General features: G+C 44.8%; 23 protein-coding genes and 1 other annotated feature. Of the genes, 22 read left to right on the top strand and 1 reads right to left on the bottom strand.

The features are described from left to right. Position 1 precedes the first annotated feature (1 nt). The 14 genes from A5868_RS00745 (at position 2) to A5868_RS00810 (ending at position 14,092) form a co-directional block, all read left to right on the top strand. Positions 2 to 748, top strand: coding sequence for a TIGR03915 family putative DNA repair protein (locus tag A5868_RS00745; RefSeq protein WP_086305914.1), 747 nt, complete (start codon positions 2 to 4; stop codon positions 746 to 748). 176 nt (positions 749 to 924) lie between these two features. Further along, the gene (locus A5868_RS00750) at positions 925 to 1,881 is read left to right on the top strand and encodes a cation diffusion facilitator family transporter (RefSeq protein ID WP_010782118.1); all 957 of its coding nucleotides are present in this window, start codon (positions 925 to 927) and stop codon (positions 1,879 to 1,881) included. An 81-nt stretch (positions 1,882 to 1,962) separates the two neighbouring features. Next, positions 1,963 to 3,762 (top strand): glycerophosphoryl diester phosphodiesterase membrane domain-containing protein, encoded by a 1,800-nt coding sequence (locus A5868_RS00755; protein ID WP_086305913.1) that lies wholly within the window; start codon positions 1,963 to 1,965, stop codon positions 3,760 to 3,762. A gap of 248 nt (positions 3,763 to 4,010) precedes the next feature. Next, the gene (locus tag A5868_RS00760) at positions 4,011 to 4,517 is read left to right on the top strand and encodes a dUTP diphosphatase (RefSeq protein WP_010782116.1); all 507 of its coding nucleotides are present in this window, start codon (positions 4,011 to 4,013) and stop codon (positions 4,515 to 4,517) included. A 27-nt stretch (positions 4,518 to 4,544) separates the two neighbouring features. After that, positions 4,545 to 5,918: a DNA repair protein RadA gene (radA, locus tag A5868_RS00765; protein WP_010782115.1), complete on the top strand. Its 1,374-nt coding sequence runs from the start codon at positions 4,545 to 4,547 to the stop codon at positions 5,916 to 5,918. 85 nt (positions 5,919 to 6,003) lie between these two features. Next, positions 6,004 to 7,158, top strand: a complete 1,155-nt coding sequence (locus A5868_RS00770; protein ID WP_010782114.1) for a PIN/TRAM domain-containing protein — start codon at positions 6,004 to 6,006, stop codon at positions 7,156 to 7,158. Positions 7,159 to 7,255: 97 nt separating this feature from the next. Then, on the top strand, positions 7,256 to 8,713 hold the full coding sequence (gene gltX / locus A5868_RS00775) for a glutamate--tRNA ligase (RefSeq protein ID WP_086305912.1): 1,458 nt from the start codon (positions 7,256 to 7,258) through the stop codon (positions 8,711 to 8,713). Continuing rightward, positions 8,710 to 8,908 (top strand) — a binding site (T-box leader). Its footprint overlaps the gene before it by 4 nt. Before the next feature lie 542 nt (positions 8,909 to 9,450). After that, the gene (gene epsC, locus A5868_RS00780; protein WP_010782112.1) at positions 9,451 to 9,984 is read left to right on the top strand and encodes a serine O-acetyltransferase EpsC; all 534 of its coding nucleotides are present in this window, start codon (positions 9,451 to 9,453) and stop codon (positions 9,982 to 9,984) included. After that, the gene (cysS, locus tag A5868_RS00785) at positions 9,977 to 11,386 is read left to right on the top strand and encodes a cysteine--tRNA ligase (RefSeq protein ID WP_086305911.1); all 1,410 of its coding nucleotides are present in this window, start codon (positions 9,977 to 9,979) and stop codon (positions 11,384 to 11,386) included. Before epsC ends, cysS begins: the two co-directional genes overlap by 8 nt. Next, positions 11,386 to 11,784: a Mini-ribonuclease 3 gene (locus A5868_RS00790; RefSeq protein ID WP_010782110.1), complete on the top strand. Its 399-nt coding sequence runs from the start codon at positions 11,386 to 11,388 to the stop codon at positions 11,782 to 11,784. Before cysS ends, A5868_RS00790 begins: the two co-directional genes overlap by 1 nt. Then, positions 11,774 to 12,610 carry a 23S rRNA (guanosine(2251)-2'-O)-methyltransferase RlmB gene (gene rlmB, locus A5868_RS00795; protein ID WP_086305910.1) on the top strand — a complete coding sequence of 279 codons (837 nt, stop codon included), beginning with the start codon at positions 11,774 to 11,776 and terminating at the stop codon, positions 12,608 to 12,610. Before A5868_RS00790 ends, rlmB begins: the two co-directional genes overlap by 11 nt. Next, positions 12,607 to 13,134: an NYN domain-containing protein gene (locus tag A5868_RS00800; RefSeq protein ID WP_010782108.1), complete on the top strand. Its 528-nt coding sequence runs from the start codon at positions 12,607 to 12,609 to the stop codon at positions 13,132 to 13,134. The genes rlmB and A5868_RS00800 overlap by 4 nt, the downstream gene beginning before the upstream one ends. Before the next feature lie 71 nt (positions 13,135 to 13,205). Further along, on the top strand, positions 13,206 to 13,736 hold the full coding sequence (locus A5868_RS00805) for a sigma-70 family RNA polymerase sigma factor (protein ID WP_086305909.1): 531 nt from the start codon (positions 13,206 to 13,208) through the stop codon (positions 13,734 to 13,736). A 110-nt stretch (positions 13,737 to 13,846) separates the two neighbouring features. Next, entirely contained in the window at positions 13,847 to 14,092 is a 246-nt protein-coding gene (locus A5868_RS00810) for a Veg family protein (RefSeq protein ID WP_010782106.1), read from the top strand. A gap of 28 nt (positions 14,093 to 14,120) precedes the next feature. Here A5868_RS00810 and mscL read toward each other — a convergent pair whose 3' ends face one another. Continuing rightward, positions 14,121 to 14,573: a large conductance mechanosensitive channel protein MscL gene (mscL, locus tag A5868_RS00815; protein WP_086305908.1), complete on the bottom strand. Its 453-nt coding sequence runs from the start codon at positions 14,571 to 14,573 to the stop codon at positions 14,121 to 14,123. A gap of 445 nt (positions 14,574 to 15,018) precedes the next feature. Here mscL and yfmF point away from each other — a divergent pair, with 445 nt between their 5' ends. The 8 genes from yfmF to rny all read left to right on the top strand — a co-directional run bounded on the left by yfmF (position 15,019) and on the right by rny (position 24,393). After that, positions 15,019 to 16,281 (top strand): EF-P 5-aminopentanol modification-associated protein YfmF, encoded by a 1,263-nt coding sequence (gene yfmF, locus A5868_RS00820; protein WP_086305907.1) that lies wholly within the window; start codon positions 15,019 to 15,021, stop codon positions 16,279 to 16,281. After that, positions 16,274 to 17,566 carry an EF-P 5-aminopentanol modification-associated protein YfmH gene (gene yfmH, locus A5868_RS00825; protein ID WP_086305906.1) on the top strand — a complete coding sequence of 431 codons (1,293 nt, stop codon included), beginning with the start codon at positions 16,274 to 16,276 and terminating at the stop codon, positions 17,564 to 17,566. Before yfmF ends, yfmH begins: the two co-directional genes overlap by 8 nt. A gap of 1 nt (position 17,567) precedes the next feature. Continuing rightward, a complete protein-coding gene (gene ymfI / locus A5868_RS00830) occupies positions 17,568 to 18,293 on the top strand; it encodes an elongation factor P 5-aminopentanone reductase (RefSeq protein ID WP_086305905.1) in 726 nt (241 codons plus the stop codon). 152 nt (positions 18,294 to 18,445) lie between these two features. Beyond that, a complete protein-coding gene (locus A5868_RS00835) occupies positions 18,446 to 19,312 on the top strand; it encodes a RodZ domain-containing protein (protein WP_010782101.1) in 867 nt (288 codons plus the stop codon). 34 nt (positions 19,313 to 19,346) lie between these two features. Continuing rightward, positions 19,347 to 19,928, top strand: a complete 582-nt coding sequence (gene pgsA, locus A5868_RS00840) for a CDP-diacylglycerol--glycerol-3-phosphate 3-phosphatidyltransferase (protein WP_010782100.1) — start codon at positions 19,347 to 19,349, stop codon at positions 19,926 to 19,928. Between the two features lie 96 nt (positions 19,929 to 20,024). Beyond that, positions 20,025 to 21,272, top strand: coding sequence for a competence/damage-inducible protein A (locus tag A5868_RS00845; RefSeq protein WP_086305904.1), 1,248 nt, complete (start codon positions 20,025 to 20,027; stop codon positions 21,270 to 21,272). Between the two features lie 261 nt (positions 21,273 to 21,533). Next, positions 21,534 to 22,580: a recombinase RecA gene (recA, locus tag A5868_RS00850; RefSeq protein ID WP_086305903.1), complete on the top strand. Its 1,047-nt coding sequence runs from the start codon at positions 21,534 to 21,536 to the stop codon at positions 22,578 to 22,580. A gap of 256 nt (positions 22,581 to 22,836) precedes the next feature. Continuing rightward, positions 22,837 to 24,393 carry a ribonuclease Y gene (gene rny / locus A5868_RS00855; protein WP_010782097.1) on the top strand — a complete coding sequence of 519 codons (1,557 nt, stop codon included), beginning with the start codon at positions 22,837 to 22,839 and terminating at the stop codon, positions 24,391 to 24,393. The last annotated feature ends 217 nt before the right edge of the window (positions 24,394 to 24,610 follow it).

The following is a 24,610-nucleotide window of genomic DNA, read 5'->3' on the forward strand; positions in this document are numbered from 1 at the left end:
CATGCGCGAGTCAGCAGAAAATTGGGAATATGATGGCAGCTTCCTTGGATTTATGACGATCGTGGATCGTAGTTTTCGTGAGAAGCAGTTTCCGGCAGTGATTTTATCGCCGGAAACTACGGTGGAAAGTTTATTTTTAACGGAATGGGTGGAAACAGATCCGATTCGCGGCGAGAAAATTTACCGTCGTTTGCGGCAGCGAGTGAGACCGGAAAATTTTTTGTTCATTCAAAATGGGTTTTATGCCACGCTTGAAGGCAAAGAACGTTATTTATTGGATGCCATCGAAATTGCGTTGCAAACCAAAGACCTATTGGAAAATCATTTGGGGCATCCATCCGTCTTGGCGTTGCGGAAAAGCATTCGAACACTGCTGGGAGAAAACCACGCCTTGACCGGCTTTGTTCGCTTTGAATACGTCGGTGAGGTGCTATTCAGTAAAATCGCCCCGAAGCACTATGTGATGCCGTACCTTTGCCCCCACTTTGCGGAGCGTTATCCGCAGGAAAAGATCATGATCTACGACGAGACCCATGAAGTTTTAGGGATCATCGATCATGGCAGTATCCACCTCATGGAAAATACCACCTGTCCAGAATTTTCTGAAGCAGGCGACGAACAGGCCATTCAACACCAATGGAAGACATTCTTACAGGCGGTCACGATTGAGGAGCGGGCAAATTATAGAGCCCAGCTGAATCATTTGCCGTTGCGGTTCCGCGGGAATATGACAGAATTTAAAACGTAGCTGCTAGTTATGGATAGATTTTTTTGAACAGTTGCAGAGGTCAAACGGGCCAGTTTTTCTCCTTGGATAAGTTTTCGACAGCTACTGAAACAATAAGTAAGGTTCCTAAGAGCTTTGCGTTCATGATTTTTTGATTCTGCTTTATAATGGGAACTATTAGGAAGCGAGTGAATCACATGGAAGAGAAAAAAACGCAAGGATCAATGGCGGTCCTGGCGGCGCTATTTGCCAACGTGCTGGTGGCGGTCAGCAAGTTTATCGGCTACATGCTCAGCGGCAGTGCAGCAATGATGAATGAAAGCATTCATAGTGTGGTAGATTGCAGCAATCAAATCTTACTGTTGTTTGGTGATCGACGGGCCGCTCGCGGGCAAAGTGAGCTGCACCAGTTTGGTGAGGGGCGTGCCAAATACTTTTTCAGTACGATCGTTGCCACGATGTTATTTTTTGGTGGGGGTGCATTAGGGATCTGGGAAGCAGTGGAGAAGCTGTTTCATCCCAGTCACGAAGTCGCCAATCCATTGATCGTGTTAGGTATTTTGGTTTTCGGTATTCTCGTCGAAGGCAGTTCGCTGCGTGTGGCGGTGAAAGAAATCCACGAATTAAATACAGAAAAATTGCCATTATTTAAGTTTTTACATGAAAGCCGTCACAGCGAGATCTTGATTATTTTTACGGAGGATTTTTGTGCCGTGATCGGGTTGGTGATCGCGATAATCGGGACGCTGTTGACGATGGTCACTGGGAATCCGATGTTTGATGCATTGAGCGGTCTGCTGATCGGGATGATGCTGCTATTTGCTTCGATCTTTTTAGCTCGGGAGTTTTACAGCTTGATTATAGGAGAAAGTGTCTCTAAAAATGACTTGCTGAAAATCCAAGATGCCTTTAAACGCGACGAAGTAAAAAAAGTGATCGACATCAAAACGGTCCATTTAGGTCCAACAGAAGTCATGATCGCCGCCAAGATCGACATCGCCGATTCCTACGAAGGCGTGAGCTATGATATCGTCAATCAAATCGAACGAGTGATTCGCCGAGCCTTGCCGGATAAGAAGGCGTATATTTACATCGAAACCGACGAATTCGATCCAGATTACGATCGCAAACGTCAAAACCAATCGGACACATAACCCTGTGCCCGATTTTTTGCCAGTTCTACTTCCTGCTTATAGGCATACAACGATAACTTTATTTAAGGGAGGGTCAATAAGATGTCTTCATTGCGTTTTTTCTTCACCTATTCACGAGAGTTTCTGCGTCATTGGGGGAGCTATATCCTTTTGATTGTTGGGACGAATATTGTTTTAGAGATGTTGGCGATCCCGCTTTTTCAGTTTCTAACGGCATTCATTTTGAAACAGGGAGAGATCCCGTATGTTTCTAACACGAATATTGTCACGATAATCACCCAGCATCCCGCTGTTTTGATTGCTCTGCTATTGTTGCTGGCAGTCATATTGACGGTGATTTTCTTGCAGTTTACGTTCCAGTTGTTTGGGATCAAAAGCATCCAGACAAAAGAGGACCGCTCGTTATGGGAGATTTTTAAGCAATCACTTTACCATATGCGGCATTTGCGTCCGGCAACATTCTTTTTCTTCCTATTTTATTTTGTATTGATCCTTCCCTTTGCCAATGCCATTTTCCGTACTCCGTTGTTGAGCAAAGTAACGATCCCGGTTTTTATAATAGAGTATTTGAATGAGCATCTGACCTTCCTTCTATTATTAATGGTTCTTTCGTTGCTCGTGTCCTATATTGGGATTCGGTTATTGTTTGTCCTTCCCCTGATGATCTTCTCGGACGCCGCTCCTAAAGAGGCCGTGCGCAAAAGTTTAGAGTTGACGCATCATCGGTTTTGGCACTATGCATGGCGTATCTTTCTTTTGACCACCTTTTTATCCATTGTTTCTTTTGTAGGGTACGGGGCAAGTTACGTGTTGCAAGTGCTGCTGGATCTATTTCCGCGTCCGATTCCTGCGATCGGGGCAATGGTCACATTAACGAGCATCCAATTTTTCAGTCAATTGATGCTGGCTTGGGCGACGGTACTGTATTTCAGTGTTCTAGTCCAAAAATTCTTTCCGCTGGTGATCAGCGGGGAACGTCCATTGCGTATGATCCGTCCCAGCTTATGGACGCGAATCGCTGCGGCAGCGCTATGTGTATTTTTTGGCGGGTCGATCCTGTTTAGCAATGTCATGTATTTGACGGGGCTGGAGGATTCCACGCCGTTTACCATTTCCCATCGAGGGGTCGATAATGGCAATGGCGTGCAGAACACGATCCCCGCGATGGCGGCTACGATCAAAGAAAAGCCGGACTACATCGAGATGGATATTCAAGAAACCAAGGACCGTCAATTTGTCGTGTTCCATGATAAAAATCTGAAAAATCTCACGGGAAGAGACCGGACGACTCATGAAATGTCCTTGATCGAGCTGCAAGATCTGCAAGCGGTGGAGAACGGTCATGTGGCGCCTGTGGCAAGTTTTGATGATTATTTGGCTTTTGCGAATGAGCACCATCAAAAGCTGCTGATCGAGATCAAAACGAACGCTGATGATTCCGAAGACATGGTGGATCACTTCATCGAGAAGTATCAGCAGACTATTTTGGCCAATCATCACCGTATCCATTCTTTGGATTACAATGTGGTAAAAGCGTTGAAGGACAAGGCACCAAAGTTGTATGTCAGTTATATCTTGCCTTATAATTTAGTCTTCCCGCAGACACCGGCAAATGCCTATACGATGGAGGAAACGACGTTGACCAGCGATTTTGTTCAACGAGCCCATCAAGAGGATAAGGAAGTGTATGCGTGGACAGTCAATAACGCTGATGCCATGGATCGAATGGTCTCGCTGAACGTCAACGGGATCGTGACCGATGACCTCAAGACGCTGCAGGAGCAAATTAAGACCTATGAGGAAAATCCCTCGTATGCCAAACGAATCGAGATGTACATCAATCGATTGCCGGCGCTGGATCAGCGGATCAGTGAAAATTAATCTAGTACAAGAAAAAATCATTAAATTTCCATAGAGTTTTCGCAAAAGATTTTCTAACAGCCGCCTGCTCTATGGTAGAATAGCAATATATTTCACAAAGGAAATTCGACCTGTCATGCGGGTATTATCGAAGAATTTGTCTGTCCCAGAACGGTTTCGACAGTGGCAGATGCAAGAGGACACGCAGGAGTCGGCGGATCTCCAAGTTGAAAAATTCTTTAAATAGGAAGTAAAAAAAGGGGTTTACGATGAGCAAACGTGGTTTTGAAGTAATTAAAGCGTATCAAGATAAGGCGATCCATTTGCCAAAACGAGCAACAAAGAACGCCGCAGGCTATGATTTTGAAGCTGGAGAAGATGTCGTGATCCCAGCGATTTGGAAGCAAGTGATCGCACACTTTACCAAAGGTGCAGAAGCATCAGAAAAAATCGTGAAACCCGTCCTTGTCCCAACAGGAATCAAGGCATATATGGGAGAAGATGAATACTTGCAGCTTGCCAATCGTTCAAGCAATCCGTTGAAACGATTCATTACATTAAGTAACGGGATCGGCGTGATCGACAGCGATTACTACAATAATCCAGACAACGAAGGCCATATCATGTTCCAATTTTCAAACTTCGGCTTGACGGATATCACGATCAAAAAAGGTGAACGAATCGGGCAAGGAATTTTCTTGCCGTTTCTTAAAGCAGACAATGATGATGCAGATACAGAACGTAAAGGCGGATTTGGTTCGTCAGGAAAACAATAAATAAATTAAACGAGTGAGGCGAATGTTTTGGCAAAAAAATCCAAGACACAGTTTATCTGTCAGGAATGTGGGTATGTTTCGCCTAAATATTTAGGTCGGTGCCCGAGTTGCGGCAATTGGAATACGATGGTGGAGGAAGTGGAACCCAATCACCCTGAAGACCGAAGAAATCGTGTCAGTCTAACGGGAGAACGTGCGACTCCGACCAAGTTAAAAGATGTCGTCTTTAAAAAAGAAACGCGGATTCAAACAGAATTAGCAGAATTGAATCGGGTTTTAGGCGGCGGCGTCGTTCCGGGGTCTTTGGTTTTGATCGGCGGAGATCCTGGGATCGGAAAGTCGACCTTGCTGCTGCAAGTTTCGCATCAATTAGCGGCGACGGGGGGCAATGTGCTATACGTCTCGGGGGAAGAAAGCGCGCAGCAGATCAAGCTGCGGGCAGAACGTCTAGGGTCAAGCGACACGGATTTCTACCTGTATGCAGAGACAGACATGGGAGAAATCAGTCGAACGATCGAGAATTTGAAGCCTGACTATGTAATCATCGACTCGATCCAAACCATGACCCAACCGGACATTACGAGTGTGGCAGGCTCGGTCAGTCAGGTTCGTGAAACGACAGCCGAATTATTGAAGCTGGCGAAAACGAACGGGATCGCCATTTTTATCGTTGGTCACGTTACAAAAGAAGGAAATATCGCCGGTCCGCGTATGTTGGAGCATATGGTAGATACAGTGCTGTATTTCGAGGGGGAGAAGCACCACAGCTTCCGTATCCTGCGAGCAGTCAAGAACCGTTTTGGCTCGACCAACGAGATCGGGATCTTTGAAATGCGGGAGCGCGGCCTGGTAGAAGTCGCGAATCCTTCTCAAGTGTTCTTAGAGGAGCGCTTGGAGGGGGCGACTGGATCAGCGATCGTTGTTGCGATGGAAGGCAGCCGGCCCATTTTGGTCGAAGTGCAGGCCTTAGTCACACCCACGGTTTTCGGCAATGCCAAGCGAACGACGACGGGGCTGGATTTCAACCGCGTGTCGTTGATCATGGCTGTCTTAGAAAAACGTGCCGGACTGCTGCTGCAAAATCAGGATGCCTATTTGAAGGCAGCCGGCGGCGTAAAACTAAATGAGCCCGCGATCGATTTGGCGGTAGCGATCGCCATTGCTTCCAGCTACAAAGAAAATGGAACGGAAGCGACAGAGTGCTTTATCGGTGAAATTGGTCTGACTGGTGAGATTCGTCGGGTCAACAGCATCGAGCAGCGAGTAAAAGAAGCCGGCAAATTAGGATTCAAAAAAATCTATCTGCCTAAAAATAATATGGGCGATTGGAAGCCGCCGAAAGGGATCGAATTGATTCCAGTGGCGACGCTAGGAGAAACATTAAGAAAAGTATTCCGTTAATAAGCGGCAGTGCCGGCAACCATTCCGGCACGCCCTTTAACTAAAAGTTTTACAAATACAAGGAATAGAATTTAGGAGGGATGGCATGCAAAAACGTGTGTTAACAATAATCATCGCGTTGATCGGGATCAGCTTAGGGATCACATTTTTACCTGTGGCATGGCTGGCGATCGGTTATCAAGACAACATGTGGTTGAATAATTCATTTACGAATGGCCTAATCGGTGCAATTATTTTTTATATTATTTCTTTGGCGATCGTAGAACCAATCACAGTTGGTGTAAAAAAAATCGAGAAACAATTAAATGAATTGAGTTTGACGTATATCTTATTCGGAGTGGTCGGTGCGATCTTAGGACTGACGCTGGGATTGATCGGGACAACACCCCTGTATCAAATCCCGATTCCGTTTATCAACAGCGCCTTACCGATCTTGATCATGCTTCTATTAGGATACCTAGGGTTCCGAATGGGAACGACGCGGATCGATGAGTTGAAGAAATTTTTCGGCGGCAGAAGCAAAAAAGCAGAGTCGAATGAAGGCGAAGTGCTTGAACGCAAGGCCGACGATCATTTCCATAAATATAAGATCTTAGATACGAGCGTGATCATTGACGGGCGGATCTATGACATCGCGAAGACAGGATTTTTGGAAGGCGTTTTGATGATTCCGAATTTCGTGCTGTATGAATTGCAATACATTGCTGATTCTGGAGATAGTTTGAAACGAGTGCGTGGGCGTCGCGGACTGGATATTTTGAATTCGCTGCAAAAAGAAGAAGGCATCTCAGTTGAGATGTACGATGGCGACTTTGAAGATATCAGCGAAGTGGATAGCAAGCTGATCAAATTGGCGAAGCTGTTAGATGGCGTGATCGTTACAAATGACTACAATTTAAACAAAGTTTCTGAGTTCCAAAATGTGGCGGTCTTGAATATCAATGCCTTAGCAAATGCCGTCAAGCCAGTCGTGATCCCAGGCGAGAACATGAACGTTTTAGTGGTAAAAGCTGGAACGGAGCGCCAACAAGGGGTGGCGTATTTGGATGATGGAACGATGGTCGTTGTCGAAGACGGTCAGCATTATATGAACGAACACATCGAAGTGGTCGTAACGAGTGCGTTACAGACAGCCGCTGGTCGAATGATTTTTGCAAAACCGGCGCATTCCAGCCGCAACATCAAAGACGATTCACCGAAGGAAAAGTTGGATTATACCAATGACAAGGCAGGGAAATAACAGTCCAGCTTTACTAAACAGTGGATTGATTGTACAATTTGGAGTGAGTAGCAAATGCTTTTCAATTTGCTAAATAAGCGGAAAGAGGAACTAATATATGTCAAAAATTCGTGTGCGCTATGCACCAAGTCCAACAGGACACCTACACATTGGAAATGCGCGAACAGCATTGTTCAACTATCTGTTTGCCCGTCATAACGATGGAGAGTTCATCATTCGGATCGAGGATACTGATTTAAAAAGAAACATCGAGGATGGCGAGAAAAGTCAGTTAGAGAATTTGGCTTGGTTAGGGATCAACTGGGACGAATCACCAGCGAATCCTGGAGAATATGGTCCTTACCGTCAATCTGAGCGTCGTGAAATTTATCAACCCTTGATCGACCAATTACTTGCCAGCAATTTAGCGTATAAATGCTACTGTACATCAGAAGAGCTGGAGGAAGAGCGTGAAGCGCAGCGTGCCCGTGGCGAGATGCCTCATTACTCAGGCAAATGTGCCAATCTGACTCCTGAAGAACAAGCGGAGAAGGAAGCACAAGGGTTAGAACCTGTGATTCGTTTCCGTGTTCCTCGCAACACGAGCTTTGCATTTGATGACATGGTCAAAGGCGAGATCAGTTTTGAGTCTGATAACGTCGGCGGCGACTTCATCATTCAAAAACGTGACGGCATGCCAACGTATAATTTTGCGGTAGCAGTGGACGATCATTTGATGAAGATCACTCATGTTTTACGTGGGGATGACCATATCGCTAATACACCAAAACAATTGATGATCTATGATGCTTTCGGATGGCCGCGTCCAACGTTTGGTCATATGACTCTGATCATCAATAGTGAAACAGGTAAAAAATTAAGCAAACGCGATGAAAGCATTTTGCAGTTTATCGAACAATACCGCGAATTGGGCTACTTGCCAGAAGCGATGTTCAACTTTATTACATTATTGGGCTGGTCACCGGTAGGCGAAGACGAAATCTTCTCGCAAGAAGAACTGATCAAGATTTTTGATACCGATCGTTTGAGCAAATCACCAGCAGCATTTGATCCGAAGAAACTCGAATGGGTCAATAACCATTATATTAAAGCGATGGATTTGGATACCTTCGCTGAACTATGCTTGCCTTATTTGATCAAGGCTGGTAAAGTCGAAGAAAATCCAACACCTGAACACAAAGAATGGGTAAAACGCGTTGTTAGCCTATACCAACCACAAATGAGCTACGCTGCAGAAATTACGGAAGTATCCAGTCTTTTCTTCCAAGACCATCTAGAGTTGGATGAAGCCGCAAAAGAAGTCTTAGCCGGTGAAGGTGTTCCGACAGTATTAGCGGCATTCAAGGCGCAATTAGAAGCGATGGATACAGTCGATGCTGCCAGCGTCTTAGCAGCGATCAAAGCAGTACAAAAAGAAACAAGCATCAAAGGAAAGAACCTTTGGATGCCGATCCGTGTAGCAGTCAGCGGTGTGACACATGGACCAGAATTGCCAGAAACGGTTGAATTATTAGGCAAAGAAAAAGCCTTATCACATTTAGATCAAGTTATGTAAACACATAGAAGAGAAGAAGTAGCAAGCGGAGATGTTCCAGAGAGATTGCGGGTGGTGGAAGCAATCATATCAACGCTTACGAAATGCATCTCCGAGTGGCCTTGGCGACACGTAGTCAAGGACGGTTCACAGACGTTACCTGTTTCAAGGCAGAAATTGCAAACAAAAGTGGGACCACGTAAAAGCGTCTTTTGAGGAAACTCAAAAGACGCTTTTTTTGTCAGTTATGCTTTTTGCAGTATATAAGGTTTGATGGGAATCTATAGATACTTATCAAAATGAGGAACAAGCTGTTTAGCATAATGATAGGCGTGATGAAAATCAAACAAACTTTTTCGTTTTTTGAAAAAGTTGGATCATTAGATTGAATTAGCTGCCAGTTTTTCTTCACGCTTTAGCGTGAGTAGAAAAATGGTATGCGCAATGAAGAGGAAGGTCATTTTTCGCTCTTTGAAAAAAGATTGCCTCAAACAGAATTAGCTGTCAGTTATGCTTTTTGCAGTGTATAAGGTTTGATGGAAATTTATAGATACTTATCAAAATGAGGAACAAGCTGTTTAGCAGAATGATAGGCGTGATGAAGATGAAACAAACTTTTTCGTTTTTTGAAAAAGTTAGATCATTAGATTGAATTAGCTGTCAGTTTTTCTTCACGCTTTAGCGTGAGTAGCAAATTGTAACTTTGTTGAAGGTTTTAGGAGTTGGGAAACTAAAAATAAAAAAAGGGGTTGAAGTACATGGGATGGTGGCAAGAAGCAATCGAGGCAGCAAAAAGAAATGACCCGGCAGTTCGAACAGGTGCAGAAGTGGTACTTACATATCCGGGAGTGCATGCGTTATTTTTTCATAAGCTCTCACATTTTCTTTATCGGCACCAGTGGTTTTTGTTGGCACGAATGCATTCTCAATTTTGGCGGTTTTTGACAGGGATCGAGATTCATCCAGGTGCCAAGATCGCGCCCGGGGTTTTTATTGATCACGGAATGGGTGTCGTGATCGGTGAAACAGCGGAAATTGAGCGGGACGTTGTTTTATTTCATGGGGTGACCTTAGGCGGAACGGGAAAAGACACGGGGAAACGCCATCCGACGGTACGTCGCGGCGCTTTTATCTCGGCGAATGCACAAATATTGGGACCGATTGAAATTGGTGAACGGGTAAAAATTGGCGCTGGTGCTGTCGTTTTGAATAACATACCAGCAGATGCGACTGCGGTAGGGGTACCGGCAAAAGTAGTTAGAATAAAAGGGGAGAAGGTAAAACATGATTAAAATACACAACACAATGACACGAGAAAAAGAGATTTTTAAACCAATCGAAGAAAATAAAGTCCGTATGTATGTCTGCGGACCTACCGTATATAACTATATCCATATCGGCAATGCCCGCAGTACGATTGCATTTGACGTGATCCGACGTTATTTTGAGTACCGCGGCTATGAAGTGAATTATGTATCGAATTTTACGGATGTCGATGACAAAATCATCAAAGCAGCGAAAGAATTAGCGATCACTGCGCCAGAAGTTGCGGATCGATTTATCGCGGCGTTTGAAGAGGATACGGCGGCATTGAATGTGAAGCCTGCGACCTTGCATCCGCGAGTGATCAATCATATTCCTGATATCATCACGTTCATCGAGGCGTTGGTGGAAAAAGGATACGCTTATGAGGCGAAAGGCGATGTCTATTACCGTACACGCAAATTTGAACATTATGGTGAATTAAGCGACCAATCGATTGATGAGCTAGAAGTCGGAGCGAGTCAGCGAACAGGAGCAGAACAAGCAATCAAGGAAGACCCATTGGATTTTGCACTATGGAAAAGTGCGAAGCCGGAGGAGATTTCATGGGAATCGCCATGGGGCGAAGGACGTCCGGGCTGGCACATTGAATGCTCGGTCATGGCTACGAAGCATTTAGGGAACACGATCGATATTCATGGCGGCGGTCAAGACTTGGAATTTCCGCATCATGAAAACGAGATCGCACAGAGCGAAGCGAAGACAGGCCAGCGATTTGCCAATTACTGGATGCACAATGGCTATGTGACGATCGGAGAAGACGACGCGAAAATGAGCAAGTCCCTCGGCAATTTCGTAACAGTCCATGATTTAGTCAAAGAGATCGACCCGCAGGTTTTGCGTTTCTTCATGGCAACGACGCAGTACCGTCGTCCGATCCGCTACAGCGAAGCAACGATGAAGGATGCACAGGCGAATCTACAAAAATTACGCACAGCCTTTGAGAACGCAACTTTCCGCCAAGGAACTGCGGAAGCAGCATTAGCGGATGATCCAGAAAAATTGGCTGAATTGGCTGCATTAAAAGCTCGTTTTATTGAAGAGATGGATGATGACTTCAACGCCGCAAATGGGATCACCGTCGTCTATGAAGCCGCAAAATGGTTGAATAATTATAGCGAACAGGAAACGGTCTCGCTAGCCGTATTAACGAATGCGCTGGAAGAATTCACGGAAATGCTGGCGGTCTTCGGGATCGAATTCCAAACAGCCGGATTACTGGACGAAGAAGTGGATCAATTGATCGAAGAACGCAATCAAGCGCGCAAAGACAAAAACTTTGCCCGCAGTGATGAGATCCGCGATCAGTTGAAGGAACAAGGAATTATTTTAGAAGACACCCCTCAAGGCGTCCGTTGGAGACGAGCATAATGACAGATTATAAACAGTTAAACGCGCTAGCACTTGCCTATGTTGGCGATGCGATCTATGAAACGTATGTACGGGACTTTCTGGTACGAAACGGCCAGACCCGTCCGAATAAGCTGCACCATATGGCTACACACTATGTTTCCGCTAAGGCTCAAGCAACACTGATCCAAAAAATGATGGATGATGGTATGCTGACAGAAGAAGAACAGGGAATCTATCGCCGTGGACGCAATGCGAAAAGTTATACCTCCGCTAAGAATACGGATATTATGACGTACCGCATGTCTACTGGATTTGAAGCATTGATGGGTTATCTGCATTTATTGGAACGAAACGAGCGATTGGAAGAACTGATCGCGTGGTGTTTAGAGAAAGCGGGCGAAGCAAATGAAGGATAAAAAACAACGACGAGGAAATGACCGTCGCAATCAGCGAAAAAATGACCGGCCAAACGATCGGCGCAGAGAACCGGCAGAACTCGCCGAAGTAGAAGAAAATAATTTTGTTTTTGGGCATCATGCCAGTGTCGAAGCGTTACAAGCGGGTCGAGGAAACAAGTTATTCATGCAAGAAGATGCTCATGGAGATAAGATCGACCAATTAAAGAGTCTCGCGAAAGAGCAAGCAGTGCCCGTCAAATGGGTACCAAAACAAAAATTAGATACATTAAGCGACGGCGGTGTGCATCAAGGGATCGTTCTAGGGATCACGCCCTATGAATACTTGACGCTGGAGGATTTGATGGTGAAGACGGCGACGGAAGAAGCGCCCTTCTTGCTGATTTTAGACAGTTTAGAAGACCCGCATAATTTCGGATCGATTTTACGTACAGCAGATGCCAGCGGGGTTTCTGGAGTGATCATTCCGAAGCACCGCTCAGTAGGGATCACGCCTGTTGTAACGAAGGCGTCCACCGGGGCCGTAGAGTACGTACCGATCGCGCGGGTGACCAATTTAGCTCAGAGTATCAAGCAGTTAAAAGAAGCGGGCTATTGGGTCTTCGGGACGGATATGGACGGCACGGATTATCGTCAATGGAAAGTGACGGGGCCTATCGCTCTGATCATCGGAAATGAAGGCAAAGGCATGAGCGCGGGATTGAAAAAAGACGTCGATGAGATGCTAACGATTCCCATGACCGGTCACGTTCAAAGCTTGAATGCGGGTGTGGCGGCAGGTCTTTTGATGTACGAAGTCTTTCGGAAGCGAAGTGGTACGCAATGAAAAAACAATTGTTGATCGTTGACGGCTACAACATGATCGGTGCCTGGCCAGAGCTGACCGCATTGAAAAATCAAGACCGTTTAGAAGAAGCACGGGAAGCCTTGCTTTTTCGATTATCAAATTTCGCGAAATACCAAGGATTAGAAACAATCGTGGTGTTTGATGCGCAATTTGTTCCTGGGGTTACGCAAAGCTATAAGAAATACCAACTGACGGTCGTCTTTACAAAAGAGGACGAGACAGCCGACAGCTACATTGAACGTATCGCGGGGGAATTAAACGATCGACTGACCCAAGTGACGGTAGCGACGAGTGACCTTGCCGAGCAATGGACCATTTTTTCTCAAGGGGCGCTGCGTACCTCTGCGCGTGAACTGTACAAGACGGTCCAACAGACAGAGGACCTGATTACTGGGGACACAAAAGATACGCATTTTAAAAATTTTCGCCGAAATTCTCCGTGGAATAATGAACAATTGCAAAAATTGTCCCACAAATTGGACGAATTGAGCAATAAAAAATAAATTGCCCATTTACTCTCCAATCTCCCCTTTTTAATGTGTATGCTCTTACATATCAGAAAGGAGAGGGAAAAATGGAAGTACAGGCTTTTGAGGAAACATTTATTCAATATTTGCCGATTGTGTATAAAATGCAGTCACGTTATTTGATCAAGGGATTCGATTCTGATGATTGGCTGCAAGAAGGGCGGATCGCGCTAAATGATGCGCTGCGCAGTTACAAAAAAGGCTACGGAACGACATTTGGACTCTACTATAAGATGATTTTTGAGAACCGTGTTCGTTCCCTTATACGCCGTCAGCAAGCGAAAAAGCGCTTGATCCATCAGCAGGCGGTATCGATCGAAAAAGTGAGCGGCGAGCGTTACAACACGTATTTCAAGTACCATGATTGCATGGAGGAAAATGTCTGCATCAGTGACGTATTATTGTCCGGGAAAATCTGGTTCTCTCCTTTAGAAAACCATGTCTTGCTTTGCTATTTAAGAGGGGAAGAGCCGGAAGTGATTGCGCAGCGTCTGAATCGATCGGTGAAGAAAATCAACAATGCGCTCTGTCGTGCGAAAAAGAAAATAAAAGAGAAGCTGTATGAAGAAGAGGAATGAGCAAGGGACATCCAAGAGATTCATCGAAGGAAAAGTTGCAAATTTTTTTATCTTATGATAACATTGAAAAGTTTTGAATTTGTGCTATAATGTATGTTGAGGTGAACTGTATGCCAACAACTTTAGCGTCTATCAAGAAAAACTTGGAAGATCGTATTGGTGCTCCAATCATGCTCGTCGCTCAAACAGGACGCAAGCGTCAAACACAGCGTAAAGGGATCTTAACTGAGACATACCCTTCCGTATTCGTCGTTGATTTGGACCCAGAAGAGAATTCTTTCGAACGTGTTTCATACAGCTATTCCGATGTATTGACTCGCACAGTAGAAATCGAATTTCTAACAGAAGCAATTTAAAAACCATGGAGCCTTTGCTCCATGGTTTTTATTTATCTTTAGGGATTTCGGTATTTTGTGCGGCTTTGTTTTGTTCAACTAAAAGATCACGGATATCCGCTAAGTAATCTTCCGCTGTTGGAATCTGTACTTCCGGTACCACCGCTTCCGCATCTTCTTTGCTTGCGGTATCTTTGGCTTTATTGGCAGCTTTAACAATTAAGAACAAAACGAAACCAGTGATCACAAAGGTAATCAATGCACTGACAACATCGCCAAATGCAAAGACTACTCCTTTGACAGGTTTCCAGTCTAAAACAGACATTGCCTCATTTAAATCTTTTCCGTTAGTAAATAAGGAAACGATCAATCCGACTAGCGGAGTAATCAACCCATTTACGACATTCGTCACGATAGCAGTAAACGCCGTACCAATAACTACACCAACCGCAAGATCTAAAACATTTCCTCGCATCAAGAACTCTTTAAATTCTTTAATCATGATGTCACTCCTCTCCTCTTAGTGATCCAAAAGAATCCCTTTCACGGGAATACCTCCAACAACAACTCATCCTTTCACTCGTCAAAAAAATGAATGCGGTAGCACAAATCTAAAAAAATGGCTGCTTGTCTGACCCTATGGCTAGACGTGAAAGCAACGAGCAGCACCGAAGACTGATGAAACGCTGGCGGGTATTCTCATGCTTCATTTAGTATAACGAAAGAAGAAAAAAATTTGAAATAAAAGAAACTATCCGTCAATGCTGATTTCAGTTCTTAGACCACGCCTGTGCTATAATTAGCCTTAGTGATAAGACAAAATCAGTCTATCTATTCTGACGCTTGATCTGCTGATTTCAGCGGGCAGGCGAGGTCTATTTAGCTTGAAAATAAAACGCGGCGTTCTTGGAAGCGCCCGTTGATTACGATGGAAAAGGAGCTTTAGAATGATTGAACTTAAAAAAGGCGTGCGTTTGCATGTTCTCTCAACAAAAAAATATAAGACGGTCCAACTGTATGGACGATTTACTACTCGGTTAACGAAAGAAATCATGACGAAGCGCGCACTTTTGGCAAACTTATTGGAAACCAATTCTTTACGTTATGCTGATCAAACGAAATTAAGCGGGCAGTTGGCGGCACTTTATGGGGCGAGTTTCGGCTTGAGTGTCGGACGCAAGGGCAATCTGCACTGGCTAGATGTTGGTTTAGGTACGGTCAATGGCAACTATGTAGACGATCCGAGTCTCTTGCCAGAAGCCATGGATTTTCTGCGTGAGGTCCTATTCTATCCTAATATTCGTGAAGGCAAATTTGACGAGCAAACCTTTCAATTAGAAAAAGAAAATCTGCAAAGCTACATTGAGAGTCTGCATGAAGATAAACAAACGATGGCTTCTTTGAAGATCAAAGAAACCTATTTTACTGACGAGGCCCAAAAATTGCCAAGCTTTGGCACGGTAGCGGACCTTCAAAAAGAGACGAGTGCCAGTTTGGCTGCCTATTACCATGAGATGATCACCCAAGATCAAGTGGATCTATTTGTGATCGGCGATGTGGACGAGGCGGAGATGGCTGCATTGTTCCAACAACTGCCATTTACGGATCGGGACGAAACGTCACCGGCTATCTATTACTACCAGAACAACGACAATGTGATTCGCGAGCAGCAAATGCAAGAAACGGTCACACAAGGCAAATTAAATCTGGCGTATGGAACAGATGTCTATTACGAAGATACGGATCGGTTTGCGCTGCTAGTCTTCAATGGTCTTTTTGGCGGATTCCCTCATTCGAAGCTGTTTATGAATGTACGGGAGAAGGCCAGCTTGGCGTACTATGCCTCAAGCTCCTTTGATACCTTCCGCGGCTATTTACAGGTGCAAACGGGAATCAACAGCAACGACCGTGACAAGGTGTTGCGTTTGATCAATGAGCAGCTGCTTGAATTGCAAGCGGGGAACTTTACAGATTTGGCCTTCCAACAAACAAAAGCCATGCTGAAAAATCACTATTTATTAGGATTAGACAGTATGCAGCATACGATCGAGACAACTTACTTGGCGCAATGGCTGCCGAAAAGTAAACTAACAGACGAAGAATGGTTAGGGCGTTTGACCGCGGTGACACCGGAAGATGTCCAAAAAGTCGCGAAGAATATTCGTCTGCAAGCCATCTTCTTTTTAGATGGAGGACAGCAGAATGGATAAATTAACCTATCAAAAAATCAATGAAACACTGTATAAAGAAGTGTTGCCGAATGGGTTGACCGTTTATTTGTTGCCGAAAGCAGGCTACCACAAAACGTACGGCTTATTCAGCACCAATTATGGGTCGATCGACAATGAATTTATTCCCCGCGGCGGGACAGACTATGTCAAGGTTCCTGACGGGATCGCGCACTTTTTAGAGCACAAAATGTTTGAAAAAGAAGACGGCGACGTTTTCCAAAAATTTGGCGAACAGGGCGCATCCGCAAATGCGTTTACCAGCTTCACGCGTACCAGCTACCTGTTTTCAACAACGGATCAATTGGAATTGAATTTAAGGACGTTGCTGGATTTTGTTCAAGCACCATATTTCACGGAGGAGTCTGTGCAAAAAGAACAAGGCATCATTGGACAGGAAATCCAAATGTATCAAGATGATCCTAGCTGGCAGCAGTTTTTCGCTATTTTGAAGAATATGTATCCAAAGCACCCGCTGCACATTGATATCGCAGGTACGATCGATTCGATCGCAGAGATCACAGCGGAAGATTTGTATACTTGCTACAATACCTTTTATCATCCAAGCAACATGACATTGTTCGTTGTCGGAAATTTGGAGCCGGAAGCGTTGATGACTGTCATTCGGGAGAATCAAGCGGCGAAGACGTTCGACAAACCGGAACCGATCCAACGTCGTTTCCCACAAGAAAAACCAGAGGAGATCATCAAACACAGCGAAGAAAAAATGCCTATCATGATACCAAAGGCGATCGTCGGGGTCAAAGGTCTTTCCGAATTGCCGGAGGACGATAAAGAGCGATTGATTTTCAAGGTTTCAGCAGAACTGCTGTTTCAAATGCTGGTCGGGGCGACCTCGCAAAATTATTTGCGGCTGTACAATGAAGGGCTATTGGATGATAGCTTCGGTTATGAATTTTCATTGGATCGCAGTTTCTATTTTGCTGATTTCGGCGGCGATAGTGAAGAGCCAGAAACGTTGGCCGATCGATTGACAGAGATCTTGCTGCATTTCGACAGTGATCCGGAAGTGAGTGAAGAGAACCTGACGCTGCTGAAGAAAAAAATGCTGGGTAAATATTTCCAATCGTTAAACTCATTGGAGTATGTAGCCAACCAATTCACACAGTCGTTGTTTGGCGAATGGACGTTATTCGACATGCCGGAAATTATTCAAGAGATTGAATTGACCGATGTGCTTGAGGCCGGAAGATTCTTTATCAAGGAAGAGGCCTTCACACGCTTTTATATGGAGAAGGAGGCATAAAATGCCTTACGCTTTAGTGATGGGGGCCAGCGGGGATATTGGTCAAGCCGTCTGCGAAAAATTAGCGGGGCAAGGCTGGTCCCTGTATTGCCACTTTAATCAGCAAAAAGAAAAAGTCTTAAATTTCGTTTCAGACTTACAGAAACGTTATCCTCAGCAAGATTTTTTTATGGTATCCTTAGACATGTTGAGGGAAGCGGAAATCCCCAACTTTCTAGACCAATTATTCCAAGTAGACGGGATTGTTTTTGCTTCTGGTTTTACTTTTTATGAGTTGCTGCCAGAGACAAAAGCAGATCAAATGGAGGCCTTATGGCAAGTCCATTTGAAGACACCGCTGCTTTTACTACAAGGGTTACAGGAGAAATTAGCGAAGAGCAAAAGAGGTCGTGTCGTGTTTATCGGGTCGGTTTACGGCCATCGCGGCAGTAGTATGGAGACCGTTTATAGTGCTGTGAAAGGCGCGCAGGAGGCCTTCGCGAAAGCTTATGCGAAGGAAGTTGCGACGCTGGGCATCACAGTGAATGTTGTTGCTCCCGGGGCTGTCCAAACGAGGATGAACGAAAATTGGGACCTGCAGGAAATCGCAGAATTAACGTCTGAGATCCCTTTAGGACGACTCGCCGACCCAAGTGAAATCGCAGCCGCCTGTACCTACTTGTTTTCTAAAGAAGCCAGCTATACCACCGGCATTGTGTTACCTGTTGCTGGCGGCTGGATGGAATAAGAAGCGGAACGATGCTTGTTCTGTAATGGCAATAGGATGTCCAATCTACTCTTGGCTTCAGCCGGGTTTAAGTAGAAGGATAAACGTGTTAAGAATCGGAAATAGTTTTTCTAAAATTATTCCATAATTACGAAATAGGAGTAGAGAATCAAGTGGCTAGTATTAATATTGGAGAAACGCTACGCAAAGCCCGTATCGATAAAAAAATCAGTTTAGATGAATTGCAGCAGCGCACAAAGATCCAAAAGCGTTATTTGCTGGCAATTGAAGAGAATGACTTTCAAGAATTGCCTAGTGACTATTATTTGCGGACGTTTATTCGACAATATGCTGATGAGGTGAAACTTGACGGCAATCATTTGATCGATGTGCTGGATGGCAAGGATCGACCGTTGCCGACGTATCCTGAACTGGAGACGGTGGATGGGCTGAGAAAAAATAAACATGCGGAAAGTCCTACGCGCGCCCGCTTCAGAGCAACATTGCCAATGCTTATTTTGGGATTGGTGGCGGTGGCGATCATTTCTGTGGTCGGTTATATGACTTGGCTGGATCATCAAGAAACGGCAATCATTCCAGAAAATAGTTCCGTTCAAGTCGAACGTTCAGATGTTTCCTCCTCGTCCGCAGAAAAAGTGTCGTCGTCACAGCCAAAACCAACGACGGAATCATCGAAGAAGCCAGAAAAACCAAAAATGGCGTTTGCGATGGAAAACAATACGGCTAATGCCGCGACGATGAAAGTAGACCACGCTGAAAAACCACTAAAAATCACCTTTACTGGTACAGAGCGTGTGTGGGTCGGAGTCCAGATCAATGGTGCTTTGACGTATCAATACACGTTGCAAAAGGGAGAATCGCAAACGACAGAATTGCCTGCGGATGCTGCGCAGGCTGTCATCACTGTTGGTATGGCAAAATATGCGGAAGTCAAAGTCAATGATCAGGCGCTTGATTTCCAACCAGGAGATTCATTGTTGCAAAAAAATGTGACACTGAATATTGCCTATGCGTCTTAGTGTGGTCGTTAATCAGAATTAGGAGGAATCAACAATGAATTTACCCAATAAATTGACCGTTCTCAGGATCTTCATGATCCCGATATTTATGATTATCGTCTTGGCTCCATGGGATTGGGGAACGTTGCAAGTAGGGAATACAAGTCTTGCAGTCACGCAGCTAGTAGGTGCCATCATCTTTGCAGTAGCCAGCTACACGGATCATCTGGATGGTAAGATCGCCCGAGCGCGAGGACTGGTGACGAACTTTGGAAAATTTGCTGACCCGTTGGCAGACAAGATGCTGGTTATGACCGCTTTTATCATCTTGGTTGAACAAGGAAAAGCCCCAGCGTGGGTGATCGCCATCATCGTTTGCCGGGAATTGGCAGTCACAGGGCTGCGCCTTTTGATCGTAGAGCAAGGCGGCGGTGTCATGGCAGCAGCGATGCCCGGAAAAATCAAGACCGCTACTCAAATGGTCGGGATCGTACTGCTTTACTTAAACAATGTACCCTTTAATTTCATCGGGATTCCGATGGATCAAATCATGTTGTATGTCTGCTTATTCTTCACCGTTTATTCAGGATACGACTACTTTGCAAAAAATACGGCGCTATTTAAAGGCTCAATGTAATAAAAACGGTCAGGACGGTATGAAAATCTATCGTTCTGATCGTTTTTTCTGTTATAGTTGAGAAAAAATGGCGTATCTTAGAAAGAAGAGGAAGAAATGAGAGCAGAGATCATTGCGGTAGGAACAGAACTTTTGTTAGGACAAGTCGTAAATACGAATGCGACGTTCTTGTCAGAAAAATTAGCGGATATGGGGGTGGAAGTCTATTTTCATACAGTCGTTGGAGACAATCCAACACGTTTAGAAGAATTGCTTCAATTAGCAGACACTCGCAGCGAGCTGATTCTTTTGTGCGGCGGCTTAGGACCGACCGATGATGACTTGACCAAGAATGTCTTAGCCGATCATGTTGGGGTACCGTTGGTTCAAAATCAAGCAGGATTAGATGCTTTGAATGCTTTCTTTGCGCAACGTCAAGGGACAATGACGCCTAACAACCTGCGTCAGATCGAGACATTGCAGGATGGGATTCCGTTGCCGAATCGTACAGGGTTGGCGATTGGCTGTCTGTACAAAGGTGAAAAGAACAATTACATTTTATTGCCTGGACCACCGAGTGAATTGAAGCCGATGTTCTTGGAGCAAGCGCGCCCATTACTGGAAAAGGAATTTCCAACGACGGAAAAGCTGACCTCTCGAGTATTGCGGTTCTTTGGGATCGGGGAATCAAAATTGGTGACGGAATTAGCAGAAATGATCGAACACCAGTCGAATCCAACGATCGCTCCTTATGCGAAACCCAATGAGGTCACCTTGCGAATCACTGCAAAGACCGAGGATGAGCGCTCAGCCAATGCGTTATTGGACCAAGCAGAAGCAGAAGTCATGGCTAAGGTCGGCGCCTTCTTCTACGGATACGGGGAAGAGAATAGTTTGGTCGAAGTCGTTGTGGATCTGCTTAAGGCGCAGAAGTTAAGTATTACGGCGGCGGAAAGTCTGACTGCGGGAGAATTCCAAGCGACTCTGGGGACGATTCCAGGCGTTTCTGAGGTATTTCCGGGAGGCTTTGTGACCTATTCTGAAAAAACAAAAGCCAGCTTCTTAGGCATTGATCCAGCGTTATTAGAACGTGTAGGGGTCGTTAGCGAAGCGTGCGCCAGAGAGATGGCGGAAGCCGCACGGCGCTTAGCAGATACAGATTTTGCCTTATCCTTTACAGGTGTTGCGGGTCCAGATGAACTAGAAGGACAACCTAAAGGAACCGTCTATATCGCATTGGCACAAAGAAATGGCGAGACGCTTGTCAGTGAAAATCACTTTGCTCGAGATCGAGACTATGTCCGCCACAGTTCCGTGATGAAGGGCTTAGACATGTTGCGACGAGCAATTCTAAACAAAAATTAAAAATGCGAATGTTTGTTCGTTTTTTGCTTGCTTTTTTGATTTCAAACCGATAAACTAGGGATATTGAAAAAGCAAAATGTGTCGAACGTATGATTAGTTGAGCGCTGTCTTCCCGAGTAAGAAGCACAAAAACGGGTGTTAAGAAGGAGGGGAACTGCTCCAATCGAATCCCCAGCAGCGCAGTGAATGGATGTACATCAGGACCATCAAAATTATTTTTCTGAAAATAACTATTAAAATAGGAATTAGGAGGATCAGCTATTGGCTAATGATCGCAAGGCAGCTTTAGATGCTGCAATGAAGAAGATTGAAAAGAATTACGGAAAAGGTTCGATCATGAAATTAGGTGAGAAGGTCGACCAAAAAATCTCAACGATTCCAAGCGGCTCTTTGGCATTGGACGTGGCGTTAGGTGTGGGTGGTTACCCTCGCGGCCGGATCATCGAAGTATACGGACCAGAAAGTTCTGGTAAAACAACGGTTGCACTGCACGCGATCGCAGAAGTTCAAAAACACGGCGGAACGGCTGCCTTTATTGATGCCGAACACGCATTAGATCCTCAATACGCACAGCGTTTGGGCGTGAATATCGATGAATTGCTGCTTTCACAACCAGATACAGGGGAACAAGGATTAGAAATTGCGGATGCGCTGGTCTCAAGTGGCGCTGTCGACATCATTGTAATTGACTCCGTGGCAGCATTAGTGCCTCGGGCTGAGATCGATGGTGAAATGGGTGACGCACACGTTGGGCTGCAAGCTCGTTTGATGTCGCAAGCGTTGCGTAAATTATCGGGTTCAATCAACAAAACCAAAACGATCGCCGTATTCATCAACCAAATCCGTGAAAAAGTGGGCGTGATGTTCGGGAATCCAGAAGTGACTCCTGGTGGACGGGCATTGAAATTCTACGCGACGGTTCGTTTAGAAGTGCGTCGTGCGGAACAATTGAAAAACGGGACGGACATCGTCGGGAACCGCACAAAAATCAAAGTTGTAAAAAACAAAGTGGCTCCGCCATTTAAAGTTGCCGAAGTCGACATCATGTACGGTTTGGGGATCTCACAAGAAGGTGAGTTGCTAGACATGGCTGTTGAACAGGACATCATCGACAAGAGCGGTGCTTGGTACGGCTATAAAGAGGACCGTATCGGACAAGGGCGTGAAAACGCCAAGAAATATTTGGCTGATCATCCAGAAATGATGGCTGAAGTTGCGACACGTGTGCGTGCAGCATACGGGATCGGTGAGGAAGGCGAATCGGTCGAAGACGAGGCTGGACAAGAAGAATTGCCATTGGAAGAATAAAAAACGAAATGACACTAATGACCAGACATTTTTTGTACGGTCATTAGTGTTTTTTTTACGATTGATTTCACATAAATCAAAGCGCTTTATTATCGAGTCTGACAAAAGAGAAATAAAGTTGACACGCTATCAGACAAACATTAGAATAAAGTTGTGTGACACTCACACATATGCAAGTAGGCATATTGATAATATTAGACATTCGTTTATCAAAAAACTACAGATAGGTAAATAAGATAGTACGGAGGTGGATTTAATGTTAGTTCCTATTCTCCTCGCTATCATCGGTTTAATTGTCGGTCTTGGTTTGGGTTTCATGGCAGCGAAAGCACGTCATGAAAAAGAAATTGATGGGGCACAAAACACAGCTAGAGGGATCATTACGCATGCGAATAAAGAAGCGGAGACCTTAAAGAAAGAAGCTTTGTTGGAAGCCAAGGAAGAAAACCAGCAGTATCGCGCACAAGTTGAAAGTGAGTTGAAAGAAAGCAGACAAGAACTAAAATCGCAAGAAAATCGCTTGCTTCAAAGAGAACAGACTTTAGATCGTAAAGACGATTCTTTAGAGAAGCGTGAGCACTCACTGGAAGAAAAAGAAACAAAGATCAGTGCTAGACAGCAATTAATTGACGAGCGAGAAAAAGATGTAGAACAACTGATTAATGAACAACAAACAAAACTGGAACAAGTTGCTTCTTTAACGAAAGATGAAGCAAAAGAAATTATTATGAAGACGACAGAAGAGGAATTGAACCACGAGTTAACAGTAATGGTCAAGGAATCTGAGCAACGGGCGAAAGAAGAAGCCGATCGCAAAGCGAAAAATCTTTTAGCGATGGCGATTCAACGTTGTGGCGCTGACGCTGTTTCTGAAACGACGGTTTCGGTCGTTACGTTGCCGAATGATGAGATGAAAGGTCGCATCATTGGACGCGAAGGCCGTAATATCCGGACATTGGAAACATTGACGGGGATCGATTTGATTATCGATGATACGCCTGAAGCAGTCGTGTTGTCTGGTTTTGATCCAATCAGACGGGAAATTGCCCGGATGACGTTAGAGAAATTGATTCAAGATGGTCGGATTCATCCAGCTCGGATTGAAGAAATGGTTGAAAAATCACGTAAGGAAATGGATGAACGTATTCGTGAATACGGGGAACAGGCAGCCTTTGAAGTGGGCGCCCACACCTTGCATCCAGATTTGATCAAGATTTTAGGCCGTTTGCATTTCCGTACCAGCTATGGTCAAAACGTGTTGAATCACTCAATTGAAGTAGCCAAATTAACCGGTGTATTAGCCGCAGAACTTGGCGAAAATGTTCAATTGGCGCAACGCGCAGGATTGCTTCATGATATTGGGAAGGCACTGGATCACGAGATCGAAGGGTCTCACGTGGAAATCGGTGCGGAACTTGCCGCGAAATATCGTGAAAATCCAGTAGTGATCAATGCGATCGCCTCTCACCACGGAGACACAGAAGCGACATCTGTCATTTCTGTTTTAGTCGCCGCTGCCGATGCAGTATCTGCTGCTCGACCAGGTGCACGAAGCGAGTCATTGGAAAACTATATTCGTCGTTTAGAAAACTTAGAAAATATTTCAAACAGTTTTGATGGTGTAGAATCAAGCTTCGCAGTCCAAGCAGGACGTGAAGTTCGTGTCATGGTCAAACCAGAAGAGATCTCTGATTTGGATTCTGTTCGTTTGGTTCGCGACATTCGCCGCAGAATCGAAGACGAATTGGATTACCCAGGACATATCAAAGTTGTGGTTATTCGTGAGACACGAGCAACCGATTATGCAAAATAGCAAAAAGCCTCATTTTTGAGGCTTTTTCTTATGGTCAAAATTCGTTTGACTGTTTTATTTGTGGGCATTTACGCCGCCTTCACATAAAAAGTGGGCGTTTTATTTCAAAAAATAAATAACAAATTATGTTTTTAATGTCCCCATTCTTCTAAAAGGATAGCTTCATAACAAGAATTCATTTAAAATAGAGTACAAGAAAAGAAAGAATGGGTGTAGA

This window comes from Enterococcus sp. 12F9_DIV0723, from assembly GCF_002174375.1.
In the GTDB taxonomy this organism is placed as follows: Bacteria; Bacillota; Bacilli; order Lactobacillales; family Enterococcaceae; genus Enterococcus_A; species Enterococcus_A gilvus.